The organism is Jiella avicenniae, assembly GCF_021390325.1.
Classification (GTDB): Bacteria; Pseudomonadota; Alphaproteobacteria; order Rhizobiales; family Rhizobiaceae; genus Jiella; species Jiella avicenniae.
The window spans coordinates 136671-162012 of the sequence record NZ_JAJUWU010000003.1; the positions used below are offsets into that span (position 1 = coordinate 136671).

Annotated in this window: 23 protein-coding genes; 9 read left to right on the plus strand and 14 right to left on the minus strand. The window is 67.1% G+C overall.

Annotated elements, in window-relative coordinates; genetic code table 11:
• Window positions 1-80: 80 nt before the first annotated feature.
• Together LZD57_RS02940 and LZD57_RS02945 are read left to right on the plus strand one after the other, a co-directional pair.
• Window positions 81-1274, plus strand: coding sequence for a phosphoglycerate kinase (locus LZD57_RS02940; RefSeq protein WP_233717631.1), 1194 nt, complete (start codon window positions 81-83; stop codon window positions 1272-1274).
• Window positions 1271-2083 (plus strand): SGNH/GDSL hydrolase family protein, encoded by an 813-nt coding sequence (locus LZD57_RS02945; RefSeq protein ID WP_233717632.1) that lies wholly within the window; start codon window positions 1271-1273, stop codon window positions 2081-2083. The genes LZD57_RS02940 and LZD57_RS02945 overlap by 4 nt, the downstream gene beginning before the upstream one ends.
• Before the next feature lie 358 nt (window positions 2084-2441).
• On the opposite strand, the gene LZD57_RS02950 is transcribed toward LZD57_RS02945, so the two are convergent.
• From LZD57_RS02950 to LZD57_RS02970, 5 genes are all read right to left on the minus strand, one after another.
• Complete coding sequence (locus tag LZD57_RS02950; protein ID WP_233717899.1) at window positions 2442-2834, minus strand: Ros/MucR family transcriptional regulator; 393 nt, start codon at window positions 2832-2834, stop codon at window positions 2442-2444.
• 785 nt (window positions 2835-3619) lie between these two features.
• On the minus strand, window positions 3620-3814 hold the full coding sequence (locus tag LZD57_RS02955) for a hypothetical protein (RefSeq protein ID WP_233717633.1): 195 nt from the start codon (window positions 3812-3814) through the stop codon (window positions 3620-3622).
• 203 nt (window positions 3815-4017) lie between these two features.
• Complete coding sequence (locus LZD57_RS02960) at window positions 4018-5625, minus strand: peptidoglycan L,D-endopeptidase MepK (protein ID WP_233717634.1); 1608 nt, start codon at window positions 5623-5625, stop codon at window positions 4018-4020.
• A gap of 360 nt (window positions 5626-5985) precedes the next feature.
• The gene (locus LZD57_RS02965; protein WP_233717635.1) at window positions 5986-6966 is read right to left on the minus strand and encodes an alpha/beta hydrolase; all 981 of its coding nucleotides are present in this window, start codon (window positions 6964-6966) and stop codon (window positions 5986-5988) included.
• Window positions 6967-7119: 153 nt separating this feature from the next.
• Entirely contained in the window at window positions 7120-9996 is a 2877-nt protein-coding gene (locus LZD57_RS02970) for a tetratricopeptide repeat protein (RefSeq protein WP_233717636.1), read from the minus strand.
• A gap of 535 nt (window positions 9997-10531) precedes the next feature.
• On the opposite strand from LZD57_RS02970, the gene LZD57_RS02975 reads away from it, so the two are divergent.
• Together LZD57_RS02975 and LZD57_RS02980 are read left to right on the plus strand one after the other, a co-directional pair.
• A complete protein-coding gene (locus LZD57_RS02975; protein WP_233717637.1) occupies window positions 10532-10882 on the plus strand; it encodes a type II toxin-antitoxin system Phd/YefM family antitoxin in 351 nt (116 codons plus the stop codon).
• On the plus strand, window positions 10879-11505 hold the full coding sequence (locus LZD57_RS02980) for a hypothetical protein (RefSeq protein ID WP_233717638.1): 627 nt from the start codon (window positions 10879-10881) through the stop codon (window positions 11503-11505). Before LZD57_RS02975 ends, LZD57_RS02980 begins: the two co-directional genes overlap by 4 nt.
• A gap of 109 nt (window positions 11506-11614) precedes the next feature.
• On the opposite strand, the gene LZD57_RS02985 is transcribed toward LZD57_RS02980, so the two are convergent.
• The 5 genes from LZD57_RS02985 to LZD57_RS03005 all read right to left on the minus strand — a co-directional run bounded on the left by LZD57_RS02985 (window position 11615) and on the right by LZD57_RS03005 (window position 15637).
• The gene (locus LZD57_RS02985) at window positions 11615-12772 is read right to left on the minus strand and encodes a glutathionylspermidine synthase family protein (protein ID WP_233717639.1); all 1158 of its coding nucleotides are present in this window, start codon (window positions 12770-12772) and stop codon (window positions 11615-11617) included.
• Between the two features lie 72 nt (window positions 12773-12844).
• Entirely contained in the window at window positions 12845-13420 is a 576-nt protein-coding gene (locus LZD57_RS02990; RefSeq protein WP_233717640.1) for a DUF1190 domain-containing protein, read from the minus strand.
• Window positions 13421-13431: 11 nt separating this feature from the next.
• The gene (locus LZD57_RS02995; protein WP_233717641.1) at window positions 13432-13833 is read right to left on the minus strand and encodes a DUF350 domain-containing protein; all 402 of its coding nucleotides are present in this window, start codon (window positions 13831-13833) and stop codon (window positions 13432-13434) included.
• An 86-nt stretch (window positions 13834-13919) separates the two neighbouring features.
• Complete coding sequence (locus LZD57_RS03000) at window positions 13920-14582, minus strand: DUF2491 family protein (RefSeq protein WP_233717642.1); 663 nt, start codon at window positions 14580-14582, stop codon at window positions 13920-13922.
• A complete protein-coding gene (locus LZD57_RS03005; protein WP_233717643.1) occupies window positions 14579-15637 on the minus strand; it encodes an ion channel in 1059 nt (352 codons plus the stop codon). Before LZD57_RS03005 ends, LZD57_RS03000 begins: the two co-directional genes overlap by 4 nt.
• 149 nt (window positions 15638-15786) lie before the next feature.
• Between LZD57_RS03005 and LZD57_RS03010 the strand changes: the two genes are divergently transcribed.
• The 4 genes from LZD57_RS03010 (at window position 15787) to LZD57_RS03025 (ending at window position 18701) form a co-directional block, all read left to right on the plus strand.
• The gene (locus LZD57_RS03010) at window positions 15787-16218 is read left to right on the plus strand and encodes a YjfI family protein (RefSeq protein ID WP_233717644.1); all 432 of its coding nucleotides are present in this window, start codon (window positions 15787-15789) and stop codon (window positions 16216-16218) included.
• Complete coding sequence (locus LZD57_RS03015; RefSeq protein WP_233717645.1) at window positions 16215-16961, plus strand: PspA/IM30 family protein; 747 nt, start codon at window positions 16215-16217, stop codon at window positions 16959-16961. Before LZD57_RS03010 ends, LZD57_RS03015 begins: the two co-directional genes overlap by 4 nt.
• 94 nt (window positions 16962-17055) lie before the next feature.
• Window positions 17056-17913 carry a DMT family transporter gene (locus LZD57_RS03020; RefSeq protein ID WP_233717646.1) on the plus strand — a complete coding sequence of 286 codons (858 nt, stop codon included), beginning with the start codon at window positions 17056-17058 and terminating at the stop codon, window positions 17911-17913.
• Between the two features lie 104 nt (window positions 17914-18017).
• Entirely contained in the window at window positions 18018-18701 is a 684-nt protein-coding gene (locus LZD57_RS03025) for a fumarylacetoacetate hydrolase family protein (RefSeq protein WP_233717647.1), read from the plus strand.
• A 95-nt stretch (window positions 18702-18796) separates the two neighbouring features.
• On the opposite strand, the gene glgX is transcribed toward LZD57_RS03025, so the two are convergent.
• From glgX to pcsA, 3 genes are all read right to left on the minus strand, one after another.
• Entirely contained in the window at window positions 18797-21046 is a 2250-nt protein-coding gene (gene glgX / locus LZD57_RS03030) for a glycogen debranching protein GlgX (protein WP_233717900.1), read from the minus strand.
• Between the two features lie 155 nt (window positions 21047-21201).
• On the minus strand, window positions 21202-22176 hold the full coding sequence (locus LZD57_RS03035) for a quinone oxidoreductase family protein (RefSeq protein ID WP_233717648.1): 975 nt from the start codon (window positions 22174-22176) through the stop codon (window positions 21202-21204).
• Between the two features lie 36 nt (window positions 22177-22212).
• Window positions 22213-22947: a phosphatidylcholine synthase gene (pcsA, locus tag LZD57_RS03040; protein WP_233717649.1), complete on the minus strand. Its 735-nt coding sequence runs from the start codon at window positions 22945-22947 to the stop codon at window positions 22213-22215.
• A 171-nt stretch (window positions 22948-23118) separates the two neighbouring features.
• On the opposite strand from pcsA, the gene LZD57_RS03045 reads away from it, so the two are divergent.
• On the plus strand, window positions 23119-24366 hold the full coding sequence (locus LZD57_RS03045; RefSeq protein ID WP_233717650.1) for a UbiH/UbiF family hydroxylase: 1248 nt from the start codon (window positions 23119-23121) through the stop codon (window positions 24364-24366).
• On the opposite strand, the gene LZD57_RS03050 is transcribed toward LZD57_RS03045, so the two are convergent.
• Entirely contained in the window at window positions 24292-25254 is a 963-nt protein-coding gene (locus LZD57_RS03050) for an AEC family transporter (RefSeq protein ID WP_233717651.1), read from the minus strand. The two genes, LZD57_RS03045 and LZD57_RS03050, sit on opposite strands and share 75 nt — an antisense overlap.
• Window positions 25255-25342: the final 88 nt, after the last annotated feature.

Sequence of the window (25342 nt, forward strand, 5' to 3'; positions counted from 1 at the left end):
GCTTCACCTTCGCCCTGCTTTGCACAGGCGGCGAAAGGCGGACGGCGTTCGGGACGGCCCTGACAGGAGAGACGCCAGCCATGACGAAGTTCAAGACCCTCGACGATGCGGATGTGACCGGCAAGCGCGTGCTCCTGCGCGTCGACCTCAACGTGCCGATGAAGGACGGCGCCGTCACCGACAGGACGCGGATCGAGCGGGTTCTGCCGACGATCCGGGAAATCTCGGAAAAGGGCGGCCGGGTGATCCTGCTCGCCCATTTCGGCCGGCCGAAGGGCAAGCCGAACCCGGAGATGTCGCTCGAGCCGATCGCCCCGGTCCTCTCCGAAATGCTCGGGCGGCCGGTGGGCTTTGCCGACGACTGCACCGGCCCGGTCGCGGCCGGCATCGTCGCGGCGCTGACGGACGGCGACGTGGTGCTCCTCGAAAACACCCGCTTCCATGCCGGCGAGGAGGCGAACGATGCCGAATTCGTCGACGCCCTCGCCTCGCTCGGCGACGTCTATGTCAACGACGCCTTCTCCGCCGCACACCGGGCCCACGCCTCGACGGAAGGGCTCGCCCACCACCTGCCCTCCTATGCCGGGCGGACCATGCAGGCCGAGCTCGAAGCCCTCGAAAAGGGCCTCGGCAATCCCGAGCGCCCGGTCGTCGCCGTCGTCGGCGGCGCCAAGGTCTCGTCGAAGATCGACCTGTTGCAGAACCTCGTTGCCCGCGTCGACGCGCTGGTGATCGGCGGCGGCATGGCCAACACCTTCCTCGCCGCGGACGGCATTTCCGTCGGCAAGTCGCTCTGCGAGCACGATCTGGCCGAGACCGCGCGGGCGATCGTCGAGGCGGCGAAGGCGGCCGGCTGCGAGATCGTGCTGCCGGTGGACGCGGTGGTCGCGCGCGAGTTCAAGGCGGGCGCGGCCAGCGAGACAGTGGATGTCGGCGCCGTGCCGCAGGATGCGATGATCCTCGACACGGGGCCGAAGAGCGTCGAGGCGGTCAACGCCTGGCTCGACAGGGCGAAGACGCTGGTCTGGAACGGCCCGCTCGGCGCCTTCGAGATCGAGCCCTTCGACAGGGCGACGGTGGCCGCGGCCCGCCATGCGGCGGAGCTCACACGGGCGGGCAAGCTCGTCTCGGTCGCCGGCGGCGGCGACACCGTCGCGGCGCTCAACCAGGCTGGCGCGGCGGCCGACTTCAGCTATGTTTCGACGGCGGGCGGCGCCTTTCTCGAATGGATGGAGGGCAAGGCCCTGCCCGGGGTCGAGGTTCTGAAGGCATGATGACACCGCGCACGGAATTTTCCGGCGGCACACCCGCCGGATTCGGCAATCTCGGCGGCGATTTCGACCCGGGCGGTCTCGCGGCCTCGTTCAAGACCGGGCTGATCTCCTGGCTGCTCCTGCCCGTCTATGTCTGGCAGGGCGTGCAGACCCGGCGGCGCGTCCTGCGCATGACGCCGCCGGACGGCGCGACGAGCGGCGTCCTCGGCGCCGACGCACGCAGCGAGACGACCGTGAAGCTTCTGGTGATCGGGGACTCTTCTGCAGCCGGCGTCGGCGTCGACCACGTCGACGACGCGCTGGGGCCGAAGCTGGCCGAGCGGATCGTCGCCCTGACCGGCCGCTCGGTGTTCTGGCGCATGGCGGGCGCGAACTCCGCCGTGTCTGCGGAGATCCGCGATCACGTGGTGCCGAATCTCGCCCGCGAGGCCTTCACCCACATCGTCCTGATGATCGGCACCAACGACGCCAAGAACTTTCACGGCGGCCGGCGCTTCAAGAAGAGCTTCGGGAGCCTGCTCTATGCGCTGAAGGCCAAATGGCCAGAGGCGCGGATCGTCTGGTCGCCGCCGGTCGATCTGAAGCGCGTGCCCGCCCTGCCGAGAGGCCTCGCCCATGTGCTGGAGCTGCGGGCGCGCATCGTGCGGAAGATCGGCGCAAGGCTCTGCGCCGAGCGCGGCGCAATCGTCGCCACCACCCTGCCCCGGGTCGAACCCGCGGGCTTTTCGCGCGATGGCTTCCACGCTTCGGCCGAAGGCTACGCCTATTACGCCAATCATCTGGTCAGCTACGTCATCGGCAAACTTTGACGCGGGCCGGAGCGGCTGAAGCGGGCTGGAGCGCGCGCAACCGCCTTTTTGGGCGAGCATGGCGGCTCAGCCAGAGACGGAGACACGGCGTCGCCCATGCCATGCGCGACGCACGGCCGGCGTTGCCGACGTCGCCAATGGCTCGGCGAAAGGGAAGGCACTCGTCCGTCCCTTCGCACGCGACGCGTCGCGTCGCCGCGATCACCAGCGCAGATGCGCTCGCATCCGCGAAAGTAACGGGCGAGGCAAAGTCTCCCGGCGAGACGATCGCTCACCTTTGCCCATCGTCCGGGAGCAAGGCTCACGGCGACAAGACCGGCACCCGAACCGTTGGAGATCCGGGCACCGGAAGCTTCGTTCAGCGACCGCGGCGGCGCTTGTGGCCGAGGCCCATCTGCTTGGCAAGGCGCGAACGCGCAGCCGCATAGTTCGGCGCGACCATCGGATAGTCAGCCGCCAAGTCCCACTTCTCGCGGTACTCTTCCGGCGTCAGGTTGTAATGCGTCATCAGATGACGCTTCAACGACTTGAACTTCTTGCCGTCCTCGAGACAGACGATGTAATCGTCCGTCACGGACTTCTTGACGGGAACCGCCGGCTTCGGCTTTTCGACCTGCGGCGCCGACGGCACCGTCGTCGTCCGGCCCAACGCGCCGTATACATCCGCGATCAAGCTGGGCAGCTCCGAAACGGGCAGCGAATTGTTGCTGACGTAAGCAGCGACGACCTCGGCCGTAAGCTCCATGAGCATTTCGTTGTTATCGATTGCCTCGATCTGATCCAATTTATCACCCGATCGTTCATTTGAGGGCAGTGTCTCAAAATTATTTCGCGCGATCAGCCGGAGAGCACTGCCGACCTTCAGTGAACGCACGCGAGCACAAAACCATCGTTGTGCCTTGTTGTCCTGTATTTATGCCGATTTACTTGCTGTCAATAGGAGATTTCTATTTTTTTAGATTTATCCCCCCATCAACCTCGCAATCCGGGCGTAGCAGCAAGCAAATACAATAATGTGAAGGCGCGACGCTTGCAGGTTGCCGGCAACGAAACCGTGAAACTTCATCCGAACGCGTACAACCGAAAGAGGTTTTTTTGGTTCTCGGACGAATCGACAAGCAGCACCGCCGCGAACGCGAACAAACGGCTCCACATTACAAGCCGGCAAGATTCGAAACACGGCTTTGGCTTCGAGCGGATGTCGACCATGACATCGCGACCGGGACTGGGACGAGCCTTACAGAGGCAGGCCCGAGAATTTCGCAGCGAGCGATTGCGTCCGATTGCGGTCTGAATTTGGAATGACTTTAAGGCAGGATAGTTTCAACCCGATATACAACCGGAAGAGGACGCCACGAAGGCCTGCCGTAAACCCTTTCCTGGTTTCCGATGCGAGGCCAGAAACTCGCAACCGTTGCGACACGAGGTCGGGCGCTCTGACCGACGCCTCGCGCTTCCGTGGCGTCTCCTGATCCCTCCCACATCAGGATCGTCGGCGCAGACCCCCGTGACCATCCCTGCGCTGCGACGAAGGCATCATTCGAGCGACGCTCGCTCTTTGAGCAACGCGATGGGCCCCACACCGACGAACAGGCCGAAGACGTCCAGGCGCGGCGGCAGGGCGGCGGACTTCTCGGCCAAGGCGTCGGTCGGTATAGACCGATACAGCGCGATCGAGCGAAGTGCAGGTGCGATACGCCGATACGCCAGACCGGCGTCCTCGCGGAACACCGAGCGCGGGAGCCTGCGTTTCCCGGGTCTCCCTCGTGACCGGAGGCAAATCATCTTCGCCTCGGCGATGAACGAAGACACCGCCCGGTCGAAAGACGGGCGGTGCCTCGAATGGAAATCGATATGGTCTCGCGTCCGGCCGGCGAGCGGCTTTTAGTCCTCGATCCCGCTGTCCTGTCGGCATTGCGGGGCCGAACGCCGGCTCAATCCGCGAAGCGCGCTTCGATCAGGGTCACACCCTTTGCCCGCAGCGCCTGGCCGAGCTCGCCGCTCGGATGCGCGCCGGCACTCTCGGCCGATTTGCGGGGCGCGGAAACCAGCGAGGCGAAGGCGATACGCGAGGAGATCGCGTCCTGGCCCGGGACGGCGCCCGCTGCCTCCCCGTTCGCCATGCGAACGACGCGGCCGCCCTTCGCCGAGAGGATTTCGGCCTCGATCGTCGCCTCTTCGGACGTGGCTTTCGCGGCAGTCTTCGCCGCCTGGCGGGGCGTCTGACGCTCCGAATAGGCGACCGTCCTGAGGCCGGGCTTGGCATCGGCGGCCTTGGCCTGACCTTCGGGGCGGTTCTGCGGAAGGACGGCGGCGACGCGGTCGCGCTGCTCGTTGGCAAGGACCTCCAGCGCGGCAACGGCTTCACGCCGTGGCTCGGGCTTCACGCCGCCGTTCAGAACGGCGTCGAAATTCGGACGATTGGTCGGCGTGGGAACGGCGAAGGCGAGCTGTCCGGCCGCGACGGGTCCGGCGCCACGCTCTTCCTGCTCCAGAGCCGCCACGAGAGCGCCGACCGTCTCGTCGGAGACCTTCCCCTCGGCGGAGGAGACGGATGCGCGGGCAGCGAAGGTCGGAACCGGAACACGCGAAGCTTCGAGCGCGGCGATCTGCGTTGCAGCGGGGGCCGCTGCAGCGGCCGGAGCACCGGTATCGAAGGTGTCGGCGACGGGGACCGAAACACCGGTCGGGAGATCACGGCTCGGCCGCGGCTGCGGCACGACCGCCGCGATCTGGACTTCACGAGCGGCTGCCGGGGCCGGAGCGGCTCTCGCCGGCGCCTGGGCCGGCGCCGCGACGTCGGCATTGTCCTCGGCCTCTTCCGACGAATCGCCGCCGCCGAACAGCATCGCGATCAACGACTTGCCACCGCCCGACGAACGCGATGAGCTGGCGTTGGCGACCTGGATGCCGGCCTGGCCACGGCGCGACTTGTAGGAGGCGAGCGCCTGCTGATAGCCGGGCAGCGGCTTGCCGTCGGAGGGCACGTGCACCGTCCCGCCGTTCGGGAAGACCGCCAGCAACTCGCGCCGGTTCATGCGCGGCCAATGGCGAGCGTTGCCGACGTCGAAATGCACGAAGGGCGAGCCCGAACGGGGATAATAGCCGACGCCGCCGACCTGCATCTTCAGCCCGATCTCGCGCATCTTCTTGAGCGGCACGTCGGGAATGAAGAAGTCGAGCGCGCGGCCGAGCGTGTGCTGGCTCTGCTTGGCGACGCCCGAGGAGCGGGACCGCAGCATCGCGTTGGTCGCCGGCGAGCGGTAGCCGCAGATGACGTTGATGTAATCGCGGGAACCGGACTGGCGGTAGGCTTCCCAGATCAGGTCGAGGAGACCCGGATCCATGGTCGTCGCCTTCGCCTTGCGCCAGTCGCGCAGGAACCAGTTGATCTTCTTCAGCTCGCCCTGATCGTAGCGGCCGTTGACCTTGTAGGAAAAGGCCGCCTTTTCCCGCGTATGGAGATTGTAGAACTTCAGGGTCCGCGTCTCTGCCGCGGCGCTGGTTGCGACGGCGCCCGCCATCAGCGTTGCGACGGCCACGGCTGCGAAACGCAGGGCCGAACGCCCAGCGCCAAGTGTTCGTCCGAACATCCGGCATCCCCTCGACTGACGTGTCGCGCCCGACCGTATCCCCCGGCGGGCGCCCCCTTCTGTCATTTCGAACTTGCTCAGAACTGCGGCACGAAAATGACAGATGGAGAATTTCTCGCTCTCACCTTGGCGAATTTAAGTGAATGATACCTTAACGACACGCCGATAGCGAGCACGGGGACCGCCGATTTGCCGCGACATTCAACGGTTTGCACAAATGCCGCACCGCACTGGCGGTGTTTCACCACCGTTCGGAACGGTCACGGGCGGGCGCATCAAAATTGCTACCCGGCAAAGAAGTGCCCGCGGTCACAGCGGAAAATCGATCCGCTCGCGAAGATAAGCTTCCATGCCCGTCAGCGATCTCTTGCCGGCTTCGGTTCCGAAAGCTTCGAAGACGTGGACGCCGCCATTCGTCAGGTGAAGGTCGACCGCATTGCCCGCGGCGAGCCAGCGGCTGGCCATGAACAGCGTGTCGTCAACGAGCAGATCCCTGGTGCCGCAGCTGAAGCGCGCCGGCGGCAGGTCGGACAGGTCCGCGTAAAGGGGCGAGACGGCCGGATCCTTCAGGGAGTAAGCGTCCGGCACGAAGCGCAGCACGAATTCCTTGACGTCCTCGGCACTCAGCACGAGCCGGTCTTCGCCGGCGGCCCGCACGCTCGGCGTCAGCGACAGGTCGTAGCAGCCCGCGACGAGAAGCGCCGCGCGGAACGGGCGCAGCTTGTAGTCGTCGCGCAGCCTGATCAGGGTGAGGACGGCGAGATGGGCGCCGGCCGACTCCCCGCCGATGGCCAGGAAGCCGCGCGGCGCCGGCAGGTGGCCGTTGGCGAGCGCGACGGCGACGTCGACGCAGTCGTCCGGCGCCGCCGGAAAGGGATGTTCGGGGGCCAGCCGATATTCGACCGAGACGACCGTCAGCCCCGTCGCGTCGGCAAGCGAGCGCAGCCGCGGATCGGCCTCCTCAGCCCCGCCGAAGACCCAGCCGCCGCCGTGGATATGCAGAAAGCTGCCGCGCGTGGCGCCGTCCGTCGGCCGGAAGATCCGCATCGCGATCTCGCGGCCCGCCGAACCGATATGGACATGGGTCTCGGCCTTCTTGTCCTTCGGCGCGAAGGGGAAGATTCCCTTGCCCTCCTTGCGGGCCTTGCGGACCTTCTCCACCGGCATGGACCAGGGATCGGGGCGCTGGCCGTGCTCCTTGCGCAGCCAGTCCGTCAGCTCGACGAGCTCGGGATCGGTGGCCTCGGGATCGAATGCGTCCGAGTCGATCTCCAGTCGCCGCTTTGCCATGCTCGTCATCCTGCCTGCCGGTGGTTGCGTTTCCCAGACAAAGCTAGGCGGTCCGGCCCGCCATGGTAGGGCCGCGGCCGACGGCATCTCGCGATCGCGCGCGTCGAAGACCGCCCCTGCGCCCGACCCGGTTCGTTTCGGCCGGCTCCGCTCTCAGCCGCGCTGGCCCGCCTTCCGCCATGCATCGATCGCCGACAGCGTCGCCGGGCCGAAAACGCCGTCGCTGCGGCCGCGATAGACGCCCTCGGCGCGCAGATAGTCCTGGATCGCCTGACGGACCGGCGTCTCGAAGATCTTGCCGCCCCCGGTGACGATCAGTTCCTCGGCGTCGGCATAGCCCTGGGAGAGCCCGGTCATCATGCTCTTCGCCGCATCGAGCGGCGTCGCACCCGGCGCGCCGATGCCGAAGGCATCCATGAAGCCGACGTAGAAATGCCCGCCCGGCACGTCCTTTTCGGCCGCCTGACGGTAGAAGTCGAACGCCTTGGCGTAGTCTTCGTCGACGCCCTGGCCGCTATAGGCCATCTTGCCGAGCTCGACGAGCGCTTCCGGGACCCCGAAGGCCGCCGCGTCCTGAAACAGCGCGTAGGCTTCGGCATAATCCTGCGGGATGGTGGTGCCGTTCACTTTCTCGATGCCGAGGAAATACCTGGCGAAGCCGTTGCCCTGGCCGGAGGATTTCTCCAGCCAGTCGACCGCCTGGCGCGGGTCGGGCGCGACGCCGCGTCCGTCGTAGAAGGCCAGCGCCAGCTCATACTGGGCGACGGCCTGCCCCGCCTCGGCCGCCTCGCGGTAGAGCCTTGCCGCCTCGTCGTCGCGCCCGGCCGCCTGATAGGACCGGCCGAGCTGGAAGGTGACGCGGGCATCGCCGGGAGCCAGGCGATGGGCGGCCTCGCAGGCCGGCACCGCCTTCGTCACGTCGATGTCGGCCGGCGCCTTCACCCCGGCGATCTCGGCCGGCTTCGTCGGATCGTCGGAATCGGCGGCGAGGCGGTCGCATTCGGCAAGGACGCTCGCCGTCGCGGCTCCAGGGCGCGGCGCGGCGGGGTCGCCCGGCGTCGCGAGCGCCGGCGGGGGCCCGGCGGGAACGCCGTCGGGCGACGGCACCAGCGGCAGCGGATCGACCGGCACCTGCGCATCCGGCCGGTCCTCGGCAGGTGGCGTCAGATCCTCCGTCCCGCCGGGCGTCACGGGGGACGGGACGGGTTCGGCCGAAGGCGCGGCCGGCGCGGGCCCGAGCAGCGGCACCGGCTCGCCGCCGTTCACCGAGACGGTCGGCGAGAGCAGCGCCATTTGCTGCAGCGGATCGGCGGCCCCGGCGAGTGCGAAGGCGGTTCCGACGAGCGGCACCGGCCCGGACGGCTTGATCGAGAGGCGCAGCGAGCGCGGATCGCTCAAAAACGCGCGCAGAGCATCGGCGGCGTTTTCGGCGAGCGTCGTGTTGCCCGTGGAGCCGAGGATCGCATCACGAGCGGCCGTCGGAATGGCCGCGCGGAACAACGGCGGATCGATGTTCTGGCCCTTGGCGGCGATTTCGAGAACCTTGTCGACGAGCGACGTGTTGACGAAATTGACCTCGGCTTCTTCGAGGCTCGTCCCGAGACCGACGAGCGCCGCCGGATTGCCGGCGGAGACCAGCGCACGGACGTCGGCGGGCGAAAAGTTCCCGAGCGCGGTCGAGACCGTCAGGCTCCCCTCCCGGCCGATTTCCACGACTTCCGTCAATTTGAGGTTCTGGGCGGCGGTGTCGCGCTGCATCATGGTCGTCAGCGTGAAGTCGAAGAAGTCCCGGCCGAGCCCTTCGAAATCGCCGACGCTTGTTTCGGTGATCCTCGCCATCTGTTCGGGCGTGAAGGCGAGGTTCTTGATGCTGAAGGTCGCCGACTGAGGCAGGCCGTCGGAGACGCCGTTGGTGGTCAGCTGGATGGCGGCGATCGTCAGGAGTTCGCCGGTCGGATCGAAGCCGGTCACCGAGCGGATGTCGATGCCGCGCAGGTCGGCCGGCCCGAGGCTGTCGCTGGCGGGCGTCGCGCCGACGGCCGTAAGGCGCGGATCGAGGATCGAGATCGAGGCGATCGTCGCCACCCGGTCGTTCGGTCCGTTCCGCTCGGTCGCCCGGATGCTCGACTTGGTCATGAAGATCGAATTGGCCGTCAGGGTGCCGTCCGCCTCGAGCTTCGGCTTCAGGACCACGGTCGAGGGCGCGACGAAGCCGCTCCAGTTGGGCTGGCCGTCGTCCTTGGTCAGCCGCAGATTGGTGACGAAGAGATCGCCCTGGTCGAGAACCGCGGAATCGTAGCGGAACCGCGGCCCGCTCTGGCTCGACGCGCCCTGCAGCGCGTTCAGCCGGTCGACCATCGTGTCGGCGAGGAGCTTGGCCTCGTCCGTGGGCACCTGCGGCGTGACGGTCGGCGCCTGCGGCGCGGCGACGTCGCCGGCATCGGCCGGAGCAGACGGCGCGGCAGGCGCGGCGACGTCGGGTGCGGGGATCGGAACCGGTCGGGGATCGGCGTCGCTGCCGGCGGACGTGCCGCCGGCTCCCGAGAAGGGATCCCGTGCGACGGAGGGCGCCGCCGGTTCCCTCGCCTGCGGCTGCGGCTCCGGGGCCGTTCCGGCCTGCATCGGCGCGGCCGGCAGAGGGGCCTCGGCCGCAGCAGGCGGCGGCGTTTCCGCGTCGTCCGGGGCCATCGGGGCTGCCGGCTGCTGCGAAAGCTGCGGCGCCGGGCTCTCCGCGCCGGTCCCAACCGCCGAGGCGCCGGCCGCGCCGTCGCCTGATCGGCCGGCCCTCGCTTCGCTCTGGCCCTGCAGGATGCGGGCGAAGCTCGCATAGGGGCAGGCACCGAAGGCATCGATATGGGCCTGATAGGCCTCCGGCGTGTCGATCTGGCGGGCGATCTCGAAGTGGTCCTTCGCCTCCCGGCAATCGGCCGCGGCCTGGGCCAGAAGCTGGTCGGCATCGGCCGGTGCGGCGACGAGGAAAGCCACGCCGGCGAGAAGCGCGAGGCGGCGGGAGCGGTACGTTACGGTCATCGGTCGAGGCCCATGGGTCGGTGGATGATATGCCCCTGCCCGGCGCACCGCGACCGCTCCCGACGAAAGAGCGGAGGAGACACCGGACGATTGCGCCGGAGCGGCCCGAGACCGGGGCCGACCTGCCGACGCGGCTGTGCTCGAGACACAGCGAATGAGACGTCGAAGGCGCTTCTGCGGCGCCCACCGAGGCACGGGGATCGCTCCGGCGGGCCGCAAGGCCGCCCCGCGGCGGGCCGGACCTCGACGACGCCGAGCGATCGGCACCATCCCGGTGATACCGCGCCGCCGGGGCGGCGACAAGAAATTTCCGTTACGTCAGGAAGCGGAGCCGGCGGAGCGGCCTCTGCAGCCTGCTGCCTCGAATGCGCACGCGCGTGACTGCATGGGTGTGGTCGTCCAAAGGCATCCCGGCGCGCCTCAGTCAGCCCGAAGGAGCCGACGGTGTCTGCAGGTGACGCCGGACCCCGCACTGAGATTGTTTGAGACCCTGCTCTCACGACGTATAATACGTCCAACACTCCAGGAGGATTTCATGCAGGCCTTCACCTCCATCGACCTTCAGAAACAGACCGGCGACGTCCAGAGAGCAGCTTCGCGGGAGGGAGCGGTGATCACCTCGCACGGGAAACCGAGGAACGTGATGCTGTCCGTGGAAGAATTCTGCAGATTGAAGCGGATCGCCGGGGAAGAGCTGCCCACCGACCTGTTGGCGAGCCGCGGCGTCACAGTTCGTCATGTCTCGGATCCGCTGGGATACGATATCCAGAATTTCGAGAGTGCTGCCAGGACGATCGCAACCGATGCCCTTGCAAAAACGAATGAAGCGGCCGTCGAAGCGGAGCTGGATGCCGTGCGCAGGAAATTCGGACGCTCACCTGCGTGATCGACGGTCCCGAAGGCCCTGACGTCCGGAAGCCGCGCTTCCTGATCTTGGACAACACGCCTATTTCCTTGCTGGGATGCATCGAGGCGCTGGATTGGCTGTTCCGACCTGGATGCGAGGTCACGATCACCGACATGGTGGTGGCGGAAGCCGTCAGAGACCCGGGAAGCGACAGAGACCCAAGACGGGCAACGAGAACGTACGTTGCCGCTTGGCTGGAAAAGAACAGTCACAGGGTCACCATCCTGGCAACCTCGGAGGGAGAAAAGTACCGGCGGGAGATGCTTCTTTGGGAGCGCGCCGGCAAGCCGAAGGATCTGCGTCCATCCTGGACCGACCGGGGCGAGCGAAGCCTCCTGTCGGCCGTGCAGGATTTGAAGCGAGCGCTCCAGTTCGATGAAGACATCATCGTCATCGTCGACGACAGGAACGCGCGTGACGCCGTCAGAGCCATCCGCGCCGACTTGACGATTATGGGGACGAGGACCTTCGTCCGGTGGATGGATGAAGACTTCGGCGTCCCCGGTGCCGATACGGCCTGGCACGCATTCCGTATGGCCACGGACGACACCGCCGATCACGGCGAGGGCGAAGACCCGCTCTTCGTCAGAAGCAAGCCGTGATGCCCTCGCCCGGCCTTCGAACTCGGCTGGACAGAAGATGATACCGACCCTTCTGCAGTACCCAGTCGCGTGGTTCTGCTTTACCTGAAGCCAAGTTTCCCACGGCGCCTCACTCCAGGATGATGTGCGGCACGAAGCGGGAGAGATTGCGGGTGATCGGCGAGCGGTCCTCGCGCATGCCGAGGCCGCAGGCCCTGTCGCCGACGATCCACGAACCGAGCACGGCATAGGCGCCGTCCTTCTCGAACAGAGACGTCAATGCCTGAACGACGAAGCCTTCGCTGCCGTAGGAGCCTTCGGTGATCTCGACGCGCTCGCCCCGCTTCAGCACCTCGACGTTCTCGCCTTCCCGCGAGAACAGCGGCTTGCGCACCGCGTCCTTCAGGGTCTTGGCCTGGCGGTCGTCGTCGAACCAGGCGGGAAGCAGGTTCGGATGGCCGGCATGGCGGTCCCACAGGAGCGGCAGGATGCCCTTGTTGGAGAGGATCGTCTTCCAGGCCGGCTCGACGATGGTGGCGCCGGCGGTCTCGAGATGCTTCGCGAAGGGTTCGCGCAGCATGTCTTCCCAGGGATAGAGCTTGAAGAGGAGGTCGATCACCCGGTCTTCGGTGTCGGTGAAGCGCCCCTGATCGTCGACCCCGACGTCGCGGATGTCGAGAAGGCTGGTGCGATGGCCGGCCTGGACGGCGCAGTCCATCAGATAGGCGGCGGTGCCGCGATCCTCGTCGCTTTCCGTCCAGGCGGCGAAATGGAAGATCGGCTCCTTCGAAAACGCCCCGAACGCCTCGACCAGCGCCTCCTGGATCGAATTGTACTGGTCGGCGTCCTCCGGCAGGGCGCCGCGGGCGACGTTGTCGGTCAGCCAGTTGTACTGGAAGTAGGCGGCCTCGAAGATCGAGGTCGGCGTGTCGGCGTTGTATTCGAGAAGCTTCGCCGGTCCGGTGCCGTCATAGGCGAGATCGAAGCGGCCGTAGAGGTGCCTGTCGCCGCGCTGCCAGGATTCGGCGACGAGGTCACGCATCCCCTCCGGCACCTGCAGCCGTTCCATCGCCTGCTCGTCGCGCACGACGTCGGCGACGAGATCCATGCACATGTCGTGCAGTTCCTGGGACGGCGCCTCGATCGCCTCCTCGATCTCGGCGAGCGAAAAGACGTAGGCAGCCCCGTCGACCCAATAGGGCTCCCCATACATTTCATGGAAGCCGAAGCCGACGCTTTCGGCCGCCTCGCGCCAGTCCTCGCGCTCCGGGATGGCGATCCGCTTCATCGCGGCCGGTCCGTGGCGGCAACGCGGCGCGCCGCATCGCCGGCCCTTACCGCCACCGGCATGGCCGAGCGGCTAACCACCGAAGAAGCCGCGCGAGGAGGAGCGGCCGCCGAAGCCCGACCGCGAGACCGTCCGGGTGTTGACGTTGACCGGCCGGCTCACCGACTTGCCGCCCTCGATGGTGCTGGTCAGCGAGTCGCCTGCCCGGTTCCGGTAGATCGGCGTCGAGGAGTAGCCCGAGGAGTACCGATAGTCGCGATAGGCGCCGTAGCTCGACAGGTTCGACAGGGCCGAGGAGATCAGATAGCCGGTCATGAACGGCACGAAGAAGCCGGAGCCCGAGCCGCTGGTCTGGCCGGCGGAGTTCTGGCCGCCACCGGCCTGGAAGCACTTGCCCTCGCCGATCGCCGCCTCGCATTCCTGCAGGCTGGCATAATGCGGGGCTTCGGCGAGATGTTTCTGCAGGGCCTGCTGATATTCGGCCTCGCAGATCTGCGCGTCGATGCCGGCGTCGGCGCATTGTTGCGGCGTCGAGAAGGCGACGTCCTGCGGCGTGTCGTCGCCGCAGCCGTAGAGGACCATGCCCGTCGCGGCGATCGTGCCGAGGGTGAGGACCGGCGGTGTTCTTCTGGTGAAGCGTCTGCGCATTGCCGGCCTCCTCAGTAGGTCATGCAGGCGGCGTTGAGGATGCCGACGGCGAGCGCGATGCCGCCGCCCCACAGACCCGCCGCGATCTCGCCGTCGGTGATGCGCTGGTGAAGGCCGGTCATCGTCCGCGAGGCGATGAAGAAGGCGAGGATCTGGGCCAGAAGGCCGATGATCGACCAGACGATGAAGTCGACGATCGAGACCGAGTTCGCGGCCGCCGAGGCGAGCGGCAGCGAGAAGCCGAGGATCGCGCCCATGAAGGCGACCACGGCGGCCGTGTTGCCGGCCCGGATCAGGGTGATTTCCTTCTGCGGCGTCAGCGTCGTGTAGATCCAGCCGAACAGGCCGTAGAGCACCAGTCCGAGGATGAAATACGCAAGGAAGGCCGGCAGGCCCGCGACGATACCGAACATTCGATTCCCTCTCTCCGTGCGCAGCGAGCGCTCCGCCTGCGCGTCTTCTCCGGTCTCTCTACCGCCTCGCGGCCTGTGCCGCCACGTCAGACCCGCCTGACGTCGGCCGGCGACAGGCCGTAGCCGAGCAGGAATTCGACCGAGCCGCCCTCGCGGCTCGCGGCGCGCGCGATGTCGCGCTCGATGTTGATCAAGAGCATCTCCTGCGTCCGGCCGAGCGGACGAGCATAGAGCATGCAGGTCTGATGGATCTGGCGAACCCGGTCCCCGTCGTCGACGTCCTCGACGAATTCGACGAGTTCGGCCCGGCCCGTCCCCTCGCCCCAGTAGCGATCGAACAGAATGCCGTCGGCGTCGTAGGTCGGCTGGCCGATGAGCCCCGAAGGACCGGTCCAGCGGTTCCATTCCGCCCGCCCCGCCGGCACGACGCTGTCCCAGGAGGCGTAAAGGCTGATGTCCTGAATGGCGTCACCGGGCTTGCCGGTCGCCGAGAGCGTCTGCAGCAGCCGGTCGTCCTCGTCGTAGTAGCGCGACAGGATCGTCTCGCCGTCGAGGCGGGCCTCGCCATAGGCGACGACGATGAAGCTGCCGCCCTCCGGCAGGTCCATGCCGGGCTGGGCGCCGGCCGCGTCGGCCTGAAGCCCCAGCGCGTCGATCTCGATCGCGCCGCCGATGGCGACGCCGAGCGGGCCGCGCTCCCTCGGCAGATCCTCCGTCTTGCCCTTGCCGCCGAACAGCGAGAAGATCATGCGCTCTCCTTTGCAAAAGCGTCCCAGTCGATCCGGCCGGGATCGAGCCTGCGGTCGGCGATGTAGTAGAGCACGTCGCCGGGGCGAATTTCGATCCCCTCCTCGCAGTTGAGATCGACATTTCCGTGACGGTTGATGCCGACGAGGGTGACGGCGTGACGCCGCCGCATGTGTCGCAGCGCCGCGTCGTAGGATACCGGCGCCGCGCCGTCCGGCATCTTCACGGAAAAGGCGGTGTCCTCCTTGCCGGCCGACAGCAGAAGATTGGCGACGACGGAGGTGCCCGGATCGCGGGCGGCGCGAACCATCAGCTCGGAGGAGAGCGAGGTGACGCTCTCGATGCGCGAATTCTGCTGGCGCAAGATGTCGGCGCTCGATTCGAAATCGAAATAGGCGACGACATGGGCGCCCCGGCAGGTGGTGGAGGCGACGAGAGCGGCCGCCAGCGTCTCGTCGTCGGTGGCGCCGCGCACGATGATCGACCTCGCGTTGACGGCTCCCGCCCTCTCAAGCCCCGAGGGATCGGCGAGCCGTTCGACCCGGACGTAATCGACCGTCTCGGGCGACGGGTTCTGCTCGAGGTCCTTGGCGATGAGCACCGTCACCGCCTCGCCCTCGAGCCGCTCCCGATGGATCAGCGACAGCAGACGCCGGGTCGTCGCCTCGTGCCAGCCCATCACCACGTCGTGATCGGCCCGGTCGCTGAAATTGCCGAGACCCTTCATGCGGCCCCTCCACGTGTTGCTCACCGCCGCGAGCAGCTTTCCGAGCACGGCGGTGAAGATGGCGATCGCGCCGGGCAGGACGAAGAACGCCGCGACGAGCCGGCCCGCACCGGTCTGCGGCGACAGGTCTCCGTAGCCGACGGTGGTCGCCGTGACGATGTAATAATAGACGAAATCGACCGGCCGGGACACGAAGTCGCTTTCGCCGACGATCGCCAGCAGCAGCCAGCTCATCGCCAGATGGCCGACGGACAGAGCCGCGATCGCGCCCCAGGTGAGTTCGGCGAGGGCGACGTAAAAGCGACGCAGATAGTGCGAAAAGAACGGCACGCGGGATCCGGTTCGGACTGTTTGGACGGTTATGCGGCCGGATCTTCCCCAAGGTCAATATCGGCCGTCGGAGACGGAAATCGGTTTGGACAGCGCCCCGCCGGTGATGTAGAACCCGGCGACGAACCTTGGCAACCGAGGGATACCCCGTGAAAAAGTGGAATCTTGCCAGCCTGACGGAGCTTTTCGCCTCCGATCCCGAGGCTCTCGGCGACGTCGACGTGACCGTCGTCGAGACCGGTGACGTGATCCGCGTGACCCTCAAGGAGAAGGGCGATCTGGACGTCCTGGTGGCCGCCGGCGGCGACCAGGTCCTGGCCAGCGTCATCCTGGCGCCGGCCGACACCGTGCCGCGCCGCGAGGCCTTCGAGCGGATGATCCTGTCGACCCACAAGCTCGTGCCGCTTTCGACCTTCGGGATCGTGACCATCGACGGCAAGGAATATTACGAGCTGTTCGGCTCGCTGTCGGCGAACTCGACCGCCGAATCGATGATCGAGGAAGTGGCCGTCCTCGCGACCAATGCGGTCGATGCCGCCGACATGATCGAGGAATGGAAGAACGGGGAGTTCGGATCATGAGCGTCTGGGGCAAGCTTTTCACCGCCGTGCGCGGCGGCGTGAACGAGGCGGCGGAATCGGTGGCCGACACCCAGGCCCTGCGCATCCTCGATCAGGAGATCCGCGACGCGGAAAACGCGCTGCGGCGCGCCCGCTCCGATCTCGCCGGGATCATGGCCTCCAACAAGTCGCTGCAGCGGCGCATCCACGAGGCGCGCGACAAGGAGCGCAAGGACACCGAGAGCGCCCGCGCCGCGCTGCAGGCCGGCCGCGAGGATCTCGCCCGCGGCCTCGCCGACCGCATCTCGAAGACGCGGACGGAGGCGAGCCGGGACGAGGCCGAACTCGAACGGCTCAACCAGCGCCAGCAGCAGATGATCAAGGCGGTCCAGGACACCGAGCAGCGCATCCAGCAGATGCGCCGCGAGGTCGAGAACGTGAAGGCCAACGAGTCGCTGATCAAGGCGCAGTCGGCCATCGCCACCACCCAGTCGGGCGTCAATTCCAAGCTCGGCAACGCGATGGATTCGCTGGAGCGCATCCGCAAGAAGCAGGAGGCGACCCAGGGGAGGCTCGAAGCGGGCGAAGAACTCGCGGCGCTGGAGTCCGGCTCCGATCTCGACCGGCAGCTGCTGGCGGCGGGCATCGGCGGCCAGTCGCAGTCGGCGGACGACGTGCTCGCCCAGATCATGGGCACGAGCCCCTCGCCGCAGATCGGCGCGTCGAAGGATCCTCTCGGCCTGGACCGGCCGAAGGAAGACTGATCCGCACCGCTTTCGTCGCTCCGGCCGCCCGCGCGGCCGCCACCTTCCAGCCCCGGCCCCAGCGCCGGGGCCTTCTGTTTTCCGGTCTCAGCTCTTGCCCCGCCTTCCAGCGCTCCTCGCCGGCATCCTGTTCACGCTTGCCGCCGGCTCCACCTTTGCCGTCCAGGATTCGCTCGGCAAGCATCTCACCACCCTCGTGCCGCTGATCCAGCTCTTGTGGGGCCGGTATTTCATCCAGACGCTGATCATGGCGGGGATGCTCGGCGCGACCCGCGGCCCGTCGTTCCTGAAGACCTCGCACCCCGTCCTGCAGATCCTCAGAGGCGCCTGCCTGTTGACCGCGACGTCGCTGATGTATGCGGCGCTCACCTACGTGCCGCTCGCCGACGCGACGTCCGTCCTGTTCTTCGCGCCGATCCTCGTCACGGTCTTCTCCGTCGTCTTCCTCAAGGAGCGGATCGGCATCCACCGGATCGCCGCGGTCGTCGCGGGTTTTGTCGGCATGCTGGTGGTGCTGCGTCCGGGGATCGACGCGATCGATCCGGCGCTGCTTCTCGCCGTCGTCGCGGCGGTGTTCAATGCCGGCTATCTGATGCTGACGCGCCGGCTCGCGGGCCGCGACGACGCCGCCTCAACGATGTTCAACACCACGGCGCCGGGGGCCGTCCTGCTGACGGTTCTGGTCATTCCGTTCTGGGAAACGCCGAGCCCGTCCACCCTCGCCTTCCTGGTCGCGATCGGCTGCACCGGCTCGATCGGGCACAGCCTTCTGGTGCGCGGCTTTTCCTTCGCGCCGGCTTCGCTGCTGTCGCCGTTCCTCTACATTCAGGTCTTGGCCGCGAGCATCCTGACGGTGGTGATCTTCGGCGATCCGCTGCGCTGGACCACGGCGCTCGGCGCGGCGATCCTGGTCGCCAGCGGCCTCTACATCTGGTGGCGCGAGAACCGGTGACCGGCGGCGAAAACGGCGCGTCCCGGATTGCGCCGAGCCGAGCCGCCGGCTAGGCCTCGCTGGATCAGGCGCCGTGCCGGCGCCGAAACCGACGAGGCGTCGCCATGGCCTATGCCTTTCCGCCAGCCTGGATCCCCACCCTGCCGATCCGCGGCTCCAGCGACGAATTTCCCGTCCGGCGGATCTATTGCGTCGGCCGGAACTACGCCGAGCACGCCGTCGAGATGGGGCACGATCCCGACAAGGAACCGCCCTTCTTCTTCCAGAAGAACCCGGACAATCTCGCCCAGACCGGCGAGTTTCCCTATCCGGGCGCGACCAAGGACGTGCATCACGAGATCGAACTGGTCGCCGCCCTGTCGAAGGGGGGCACGGACATTGCGCCCGACGCGGCGCTCGACCATGTCTTCGGCTACGCCGTCGGGCTCGACATGACCCGCCGCGACCTGCAGGCCGGAGTGAAGAAGCTCGGCCGCCCCTGGGAGATCGCCAAGGCGTTCGAAAAGTCGGCGCCGATCTCGGAGATCGTTCTAGCTTCGGCCATCGGCCATCCCTCGTCGGGCGCGATCTCGCTCGCCGTCAACGGCAAGACCCGCCAGTCCGGCGACCTCTCGCAGATGATCTGGAAAACCGGCGAGATCATCGCCCATCTCTCCGGCCTGTTCGAACTCGCGCCCGGCGACCTGATCATGACCGGGACGCCCGCTGGTGTCGGCGCCGTGGCGCGCGGCGACAGGCTGGAAGGGACCGTCGAGGGCGTCGGGACCCTGGTGGTGACGGTGGTCTGATCCGCCTGCCCCCGCGGCCCTGACAGAGATGCGGCCCTCCGCGACAGGTCGCAGAAGGCCGCCGGTTGCAGTCCGGTCCGTCGTCCGTCCGGTGTCTACACGCGCAGCCGGTCGCCGGCAGACCGCGCGAACGCTTCGGAGACGTGGGCGAATGAACGCCGCGCATCCTCGCTGTCGGCGTCGTCGTCCGGCTCGAGGATGAAAACGAGGAACGACCGCCCCGTCGTCATGTAAGCGCTGCCGAACTCGAAGGGCGCGAGTTCCTCGCGGTCCGGCAGGTTCGTGTCGATCACGCAACGCCAGCGCTTGCCGCCCGGCGCTTCCGGCAGGGTGAAGTTCACCACGTCGAAATGGGCGTTCATCACCATCAGCATGGTGGCGTCGGTGCCCGGCCGGCGTATGCCGGTTTCCTGTGCCCGGCCATCGAGGAGGACGCCGAAGCACTTCGCCTCGGCGTCGGCCCAGTCGCCGTCGACGAATTCCTCGCCGTCGGGCTTCAGCCAGGCGACGTCCTTGACGCCGAGTTCCTCGTCGAACGTCCCGTGCAGGAAGGTGCCGCGCCGGAGCATCGCCAGCGACTGGCGCAGGATGATCAGCTTCTGCACGAATTCCGCCAGCTTGCGGCTCTCGGCCGTGATCTTCCAGTCGACCCAGCCGATCTCGTTGTCCTGGGCGTAGGCGTTGTTGTTGCCGCCCTGCGTGCGGGCGAACTCGTCGCCGGCGAGGATCATCGGCGTGCCGCGGGAGAACAGCAGCGTCGCGAAGAAGTTGCGAAGCTGCCGGAACCGCGTCTCGACGATTTCCGCATCGTCGGTCTGCCCCTCGGCACCGTAGTTGTAGGAGATGTTGTGCGAGTGGCCGTCGCGGTTGTCCTCGCCATTCGCCTCGTTGTGCTTGTCGTTGTAGGAGACGAGGTCGTGGAGGGTGAAGCCGTCATGGGCGGTGATGAAGTTCACCGACGCCCAGGGCTTGCGACCGCGCTTGTCGAAGAGGTCGGCAGAGGCCGAGAGCTTGCCGGCCACTGCCGGAATCATTCCGTCGTCGCCGCGCCAGAAGCCGCGGATCGTGTCGCGATAGCCGTCGTTCCACTCCGCCCATCCCGGCGGGAAGCGGCCGACCTGATAACCTCCGGGCCCGACGTCCCAGGGCTCGGCGATCAGCTTCACCTCGGAAAGGAGCGGATCCTGCATGGTGGCGTGGAGAAAGCTCGATTCCTCGGAGAACCCGGTCGGTTCGCGCGCGAGGATGGTCGCGAGGTCGAAGCGGAACCCGTCGACACGCATCTCGCCCGCCCAATAGCGCAGGGAGTCGGTCACGAGCTGCATCACCCGCGGATGCGAGGTGTTGAGCGTGTTTCCGGTGCCGGTGTCGTTGATGTAATAGCGCGGCTGGTCCGGCATCAGCCTGTAATAGGCGGCGTTGTCGATGCCCTTGAATGACAGCGTCGGCCCGAGTTCGTTGCCTTCGGCCGTGTGATTGTAGACGACGTCGAGGATCACCTCGAGCCGGGCGTGGTGGAAGGCCGAGACCAACTCCTTGAACTCGGCGATGGAATTGCCTGCGAGATAGCGCGGATCCGGCGCGAAGAAGCCGATCGAATTGTAGCCCCAGTAGTTCCGGAGGCCCTTCTCGACGAGATAGCTGTCGTCGACGAAGGCGTGGATGGGGAGAAGCTCGACGGAGGTGACGCCGAGGCTGCGAACGTAATCGATCACCTCGGCGGTGGTCAGACCCGCGAATTTGCCGCGGTCGCGATCGTCCACCTTCGGGTGGCGCATGGTGAAACCCTTGACGTGGGTTTCGTAGAAGATCGTGCGGTCCCACGGCACGTTCGGGCGCCGCTCGTCGCCCCAGGTGAAGGCCGGATCGACGACCCGGCACTTCGGCACGAAGGGCGCGGAGTCCCGCTCGTCGAAGGACAGGTCGCCGTCGTCATGGCCGATCGTGTAGCCGAACAGTGCGTGATCCCACTTCACCTCGCCGATCAGCTGCTTGGCATAGGGATCGATCAGAAGCTTGTTCGGATTGAAGCGATGGCCGGCCTCGGGCTCGTAGGGGCCGTAGACGCGATATCCGTAGATCTGGCCGGGCCGCACGTCCCGCAGATAGCCGTGATAGATCTCGTTGGTGTATTCGGGCAGCTCGATCCGTTCGACTTCGGTCTTGCCGTCGGCGTCGAAGAGGCAGAGTTCGACCTTGGTCGCGTTGGCCGAGAAGATCGCGAAATTGACGCCGATGCCGTCCCAGGTCGCGCCGAGGGGAAACGGCCGGCCCTCCTGGATCCGGCGGCGGCGCACCGCTGTCGGACCGCGGTGGGTCTGGGTCGTGTTCGGCCTGATTTGGATCGTCACGAAGGCTTCTCCGGGAGAGAGGGGGTAGGACGCACCTAAAGAGCCGGCGAGGCATCTTGGTTCCGTCACCCACCCGATCGGCAAAGACGATCGCCATCGCCGCGACGCTCGGCGGCCGCGGCGATGGCGGCCGTCGAGCGGAACCGACCCTAGATCGTCAGGATGCTCGCGCCGGTCGTCTTGCGGCCTTCGAGATCGCGATGGGCCTTCTGCGCCTCGGAGAGCGGATATTTCTGGCCGATGGTGATCTTCACCGCGCCCGAGGCGATGACGTCGAACAGCGCCTTGGCCGAGGCTTCCAGTTCCGGCCGGGTCGAGACGTAGTTGAACAGCGTCGGCCGCGTCACGTAGAGCGAGCCCTTCTGGCTGAGGATCGCCGTGTCGATCGGCTCGTACTTGCCGGACGACTGGCCGAAGGTCGCCCACAGACCGCGCGGGCGCAGGCAGTCGAGGCTGCCCGGATAGGTGTCCTTGCCGACGGAATCGTAGACGACGTCGCATTTGCGACCCTCGGTGATCCGGCCGACCTCCTTCACGAAGTCCTGTTCGCGGTAGTTGATGACGTGGTCGTAGCCGTTCTTCAGCGCGAGATCGCACTTTTCCTTCGACCCCGCCGTGCCGATCACCGTGGCGCCGAGATGCTTCGCCCACTGGCCGGCGATGAGGCCGACCCCGCCGGCCGCGGCGTGAAACAGAAGAACCGTATCGGAATCCACCGGATAGGTGCGGCGCAGGAGATATTCCGCCGTCATGCCCTTCAGCATCACCGCAGCGGCGGTTTCGAACTCGATCTCCTTCGGCACGAGCACCGCCTTTTCGGCGGGAAGGACGATCTTCTCCGCATAGGTGCCGTTGATGCCGTTATAGGCGACCCGGTCGCCCTTCTTGAACAGCGTGACGCCCTCGCCGACGGCGGCGACGATGCCGGCCCCCTCCTTGCCGGCGACGAAGGGCATCTTGTCGGATTTGTAGAGACCGGTGCGGAAATAGACGTCGATGAAGTTGATTCCCGCCGCCTTCTGCTCGACGAGGATCTCGCCCTTGCCGGGCTGGCCGGGATCGTAGTCCTCGAAGGAAAGAACCTCCGGCCCACCGGTTTCCTTGACGATGATCGCCTTACTCATGGCGTGGTCTCCCTCTCTGGACCGGCCGTCGGTCTGTCAGTTGCGGCGGTGCGGGCGCAGCCGGTCGAGCGCCTGAAGCGCACCGCCGATGGTGAGGAGATAGAGCCCGGACGCCACAAGTCCCCACCTGACGAGGGCCGAGGCCTCGAAATTGTCGACGAGAACGAGAAGGCCGAGGACCGACCAGAGCGCCACGACGGCGAGCGTCAGCGGGCGGAGCCGCTTCACCCGCACCGGATGGACGAACTTCACCGGCAGGAAGGTCGCCGCCGAACACAGGACGACCAGCGCGAAGGCCGCCCATTCCGGCGGCTGGACGGCAAAGAGGGTGAAGACGACGAAGTTCCACGCGACCGGGAAGCCGCGGAAAAAGTTGTCCTTGGTCTTCATCCGCGTGTCGGCATAGTAGATCGCGCTGGAGATCACGATCAGCGCCGCGGCGGCGAAGGAGGCGGGCCGGCCGATCATGCCGGACAGATAGAGCGCGACGGCCGGGATCAGCGAATAGGTCGCATAATCGATGATCGAATCGAGCAGATCTCCGGACCAGTGCGGCAGGACGCCCTTGACGTCCACCTTTCTCGCCAGCGGGCCGTCGATCGCATCGACGAAGAGCGCCAGGCCGAGCCAGCCGAACATCGCCACCCAGCGCTGTTCGGCGGCGGCGATCAACGACAGGAACGCCATGAAGGCGCCGCTCGCCGTGAGGAGGTGGATCGCGAAGGCACGCCACCGGTCGGACCTGTCGTATTCTTCGGTTGCCTCGGACATGGGCTGGCTGTCGTTCCTCGCGCCGGTCTTTCGTTGATTGGCGAACATCGCAGTCGCCCCTTCGTTCCGGCCATTGCAATTGGCTGTAACGGGCGTATCTGCGAAATCCAAGACGAGCCGTGCGTGTTTCGTCACGTCGCGGCGATCCATCGGTGCTGAGGGAGCCTTCGGATGCAACGCAGGCAGATCATCGTCGTCGGCGGGGGCCTCGCCGGGACGGCCACCGCGCTGGGGCTCGCCTCGGCGGGATTCGACACGCTTCTCGCCGCGCCGGCGGCGCCGAAAGATACTCGCAGCACGGCGATTCTCGGCCGCTCCCTCGCCTTTCTCGCCGAACTCGGCGTCGTCGACGCGCTCGGCGAGAACGAGGCGCCGCTCGCCGTGATGCGCATCGTCGACGATCTCGGCCGGCTGTTCCGTGCGCCGACGGTGGAGTTCAGGGCGAGCGAGGTGGGCCTTTCGGCGTTCGGCATCAACGTCCTGAATGCGGATCTGGCGGGCGCGCTCGAAGCGTGCGTGGCGAAGACCGACAATCTGGAGGTCCGCGACGTTGCCGCACGCGGGCTGACCCTTTCGGACGATCGCGCCGTCGTGACGCTCGACGACGGTACCGAGATCGGCGCCGATCTGGTCGTCGCGGCGGACGGGCGGCGCTCGCCGATGCGCGAGGCCGCCGGCATCGGCTCGCGCCAGTGGAGCTATCCGCAGACCGCCCTCGTCCTCAATTTCGGGCACACGCGCGACCACGGCTCGGTCTCGACCGAATTCCACACGAGGACCGGTCCGTTCACCCAGGTGCCCCTGCCCGGCCGCCGTTCCTCGCTGGTCTGGGTCGAGGATCCGAAGCTCGCGGAGCTCTATGCCGACCTCAAGACCGAAAAACTCGAAGCGACGATCGCCGAGAAGATGCACTGGATCCTCGGCGACGTCTCGATCGACGGGCCGATCTCGCGCTATCCGCTCGGCGGCAGCCGGGTCGACCGGATGACCGACGCCCGCCTCGCCCTCGTCGGCGAAGCCGCCCATGCCTTTCCGCCGATCGGCGCGCAAGGGCTCAATCTCGGCCTGCGCGACGCCGAGGCGCTGGTGCGGCTCGCCGAGGAAAGTCGCGACGATCCGGGCTCGCGGCTGATGCTGCGGCGCTACGAGGCCGGGAGGCGCGGCGACGTCGCCTCGCGCATCGCGGGCGTCGACCTGCTCAACCGCTCGCTGCTGATGGACTTCCTGCCGGGCCAGATCGCCCGCAGCGGGACGTTGGCCGCCATGGGGCTCCTGCCTCCGCTGCGGCAATTCGCGATGCGCGAGGGCCTCGTGCCGGGCGCCGGCTTCGTCGGCCTGCCCCGGTCAGTGCGCAAATGGATCGGTGGGCAGAAGTCCGGTGGTGATGGCGTAGAGGAGCAGCGTTACCGTCGCGACTGACATCACGGTCGTGACCAGCACCACGGTCGAGGCGCGTTCCACCCAGACGTCGTATTGCTGGGCGATGACGAAGACGTTTGTGGCCGTCGGCAGGCTGGCGAGGAGCATGGCGCTCTGGACCCACACCGCATCGAACGGCCCGGCGACGCCCAGCACCAGCCAGACGACGGCGGGATGCAGGACGAGCTTCATGGGCACGATGGCAAGCAGCTCCGACGGGACGCGCTTCAGCGGGCGCAGGGCCAGCGTGACGCCCATGGCGAACAGCGCGCATGGCGCGGCGGCATTCGCGAGAAGCTGCAGGGTCCGGTCGAGCGCACCGGTCGGATGGATCGAGAGGACCGCCGCGCCGACCCCGACGATCGTCGCGATGATGAAGGGATGGGTGAAGATCCTGACGAGGACCTGCCGCACCATGGCGAGAGGCGGCTGCCTCTCGCCGCCGAGGGCCATCATCAGCGGCGCCATGACGAAGTGCAGCGCGTTGTCGAAACAGAAGACGAGGGCGACCGGGACGCCGGCCGCCGGCCCGAGGGCGGCGAGCGCGATGCCCGGCCCCATGAAGCCGATGTTGCCGTAGGCCCCGCCGAGCCCCTGGATGGTGGCGGCCGGAATGTCGCGGCCGCCGCGCAGGAAGGCGACCGCAAAGCCGATGGCGAAGACGACGAAGGTCGACAGCGTCGTCGCCACGACGAAACCGACGCTCCCGAGCTTCTCGACCGGCGTCTTCGAAAGAAGCTGGAAAAGCAGGGACGGAAGCGCAATGTAGATGACGAAGACGTTCAGCCAGGCCAGACCGGCGATGGGATGCGGGGCGAGCCGGCCGGCCGCGTAGCCGAGCGCGATCAGGCCGAAGAACGGCGAAATCAGTCCGATGATTTCGATCACCGGAACGAACCAACGGCGAAAGGTGTCATGCTAAGACTGGCACCGGGGCAGGAAGACGCGCGGCACACGGGTCGCGGGGCGGCTGGGC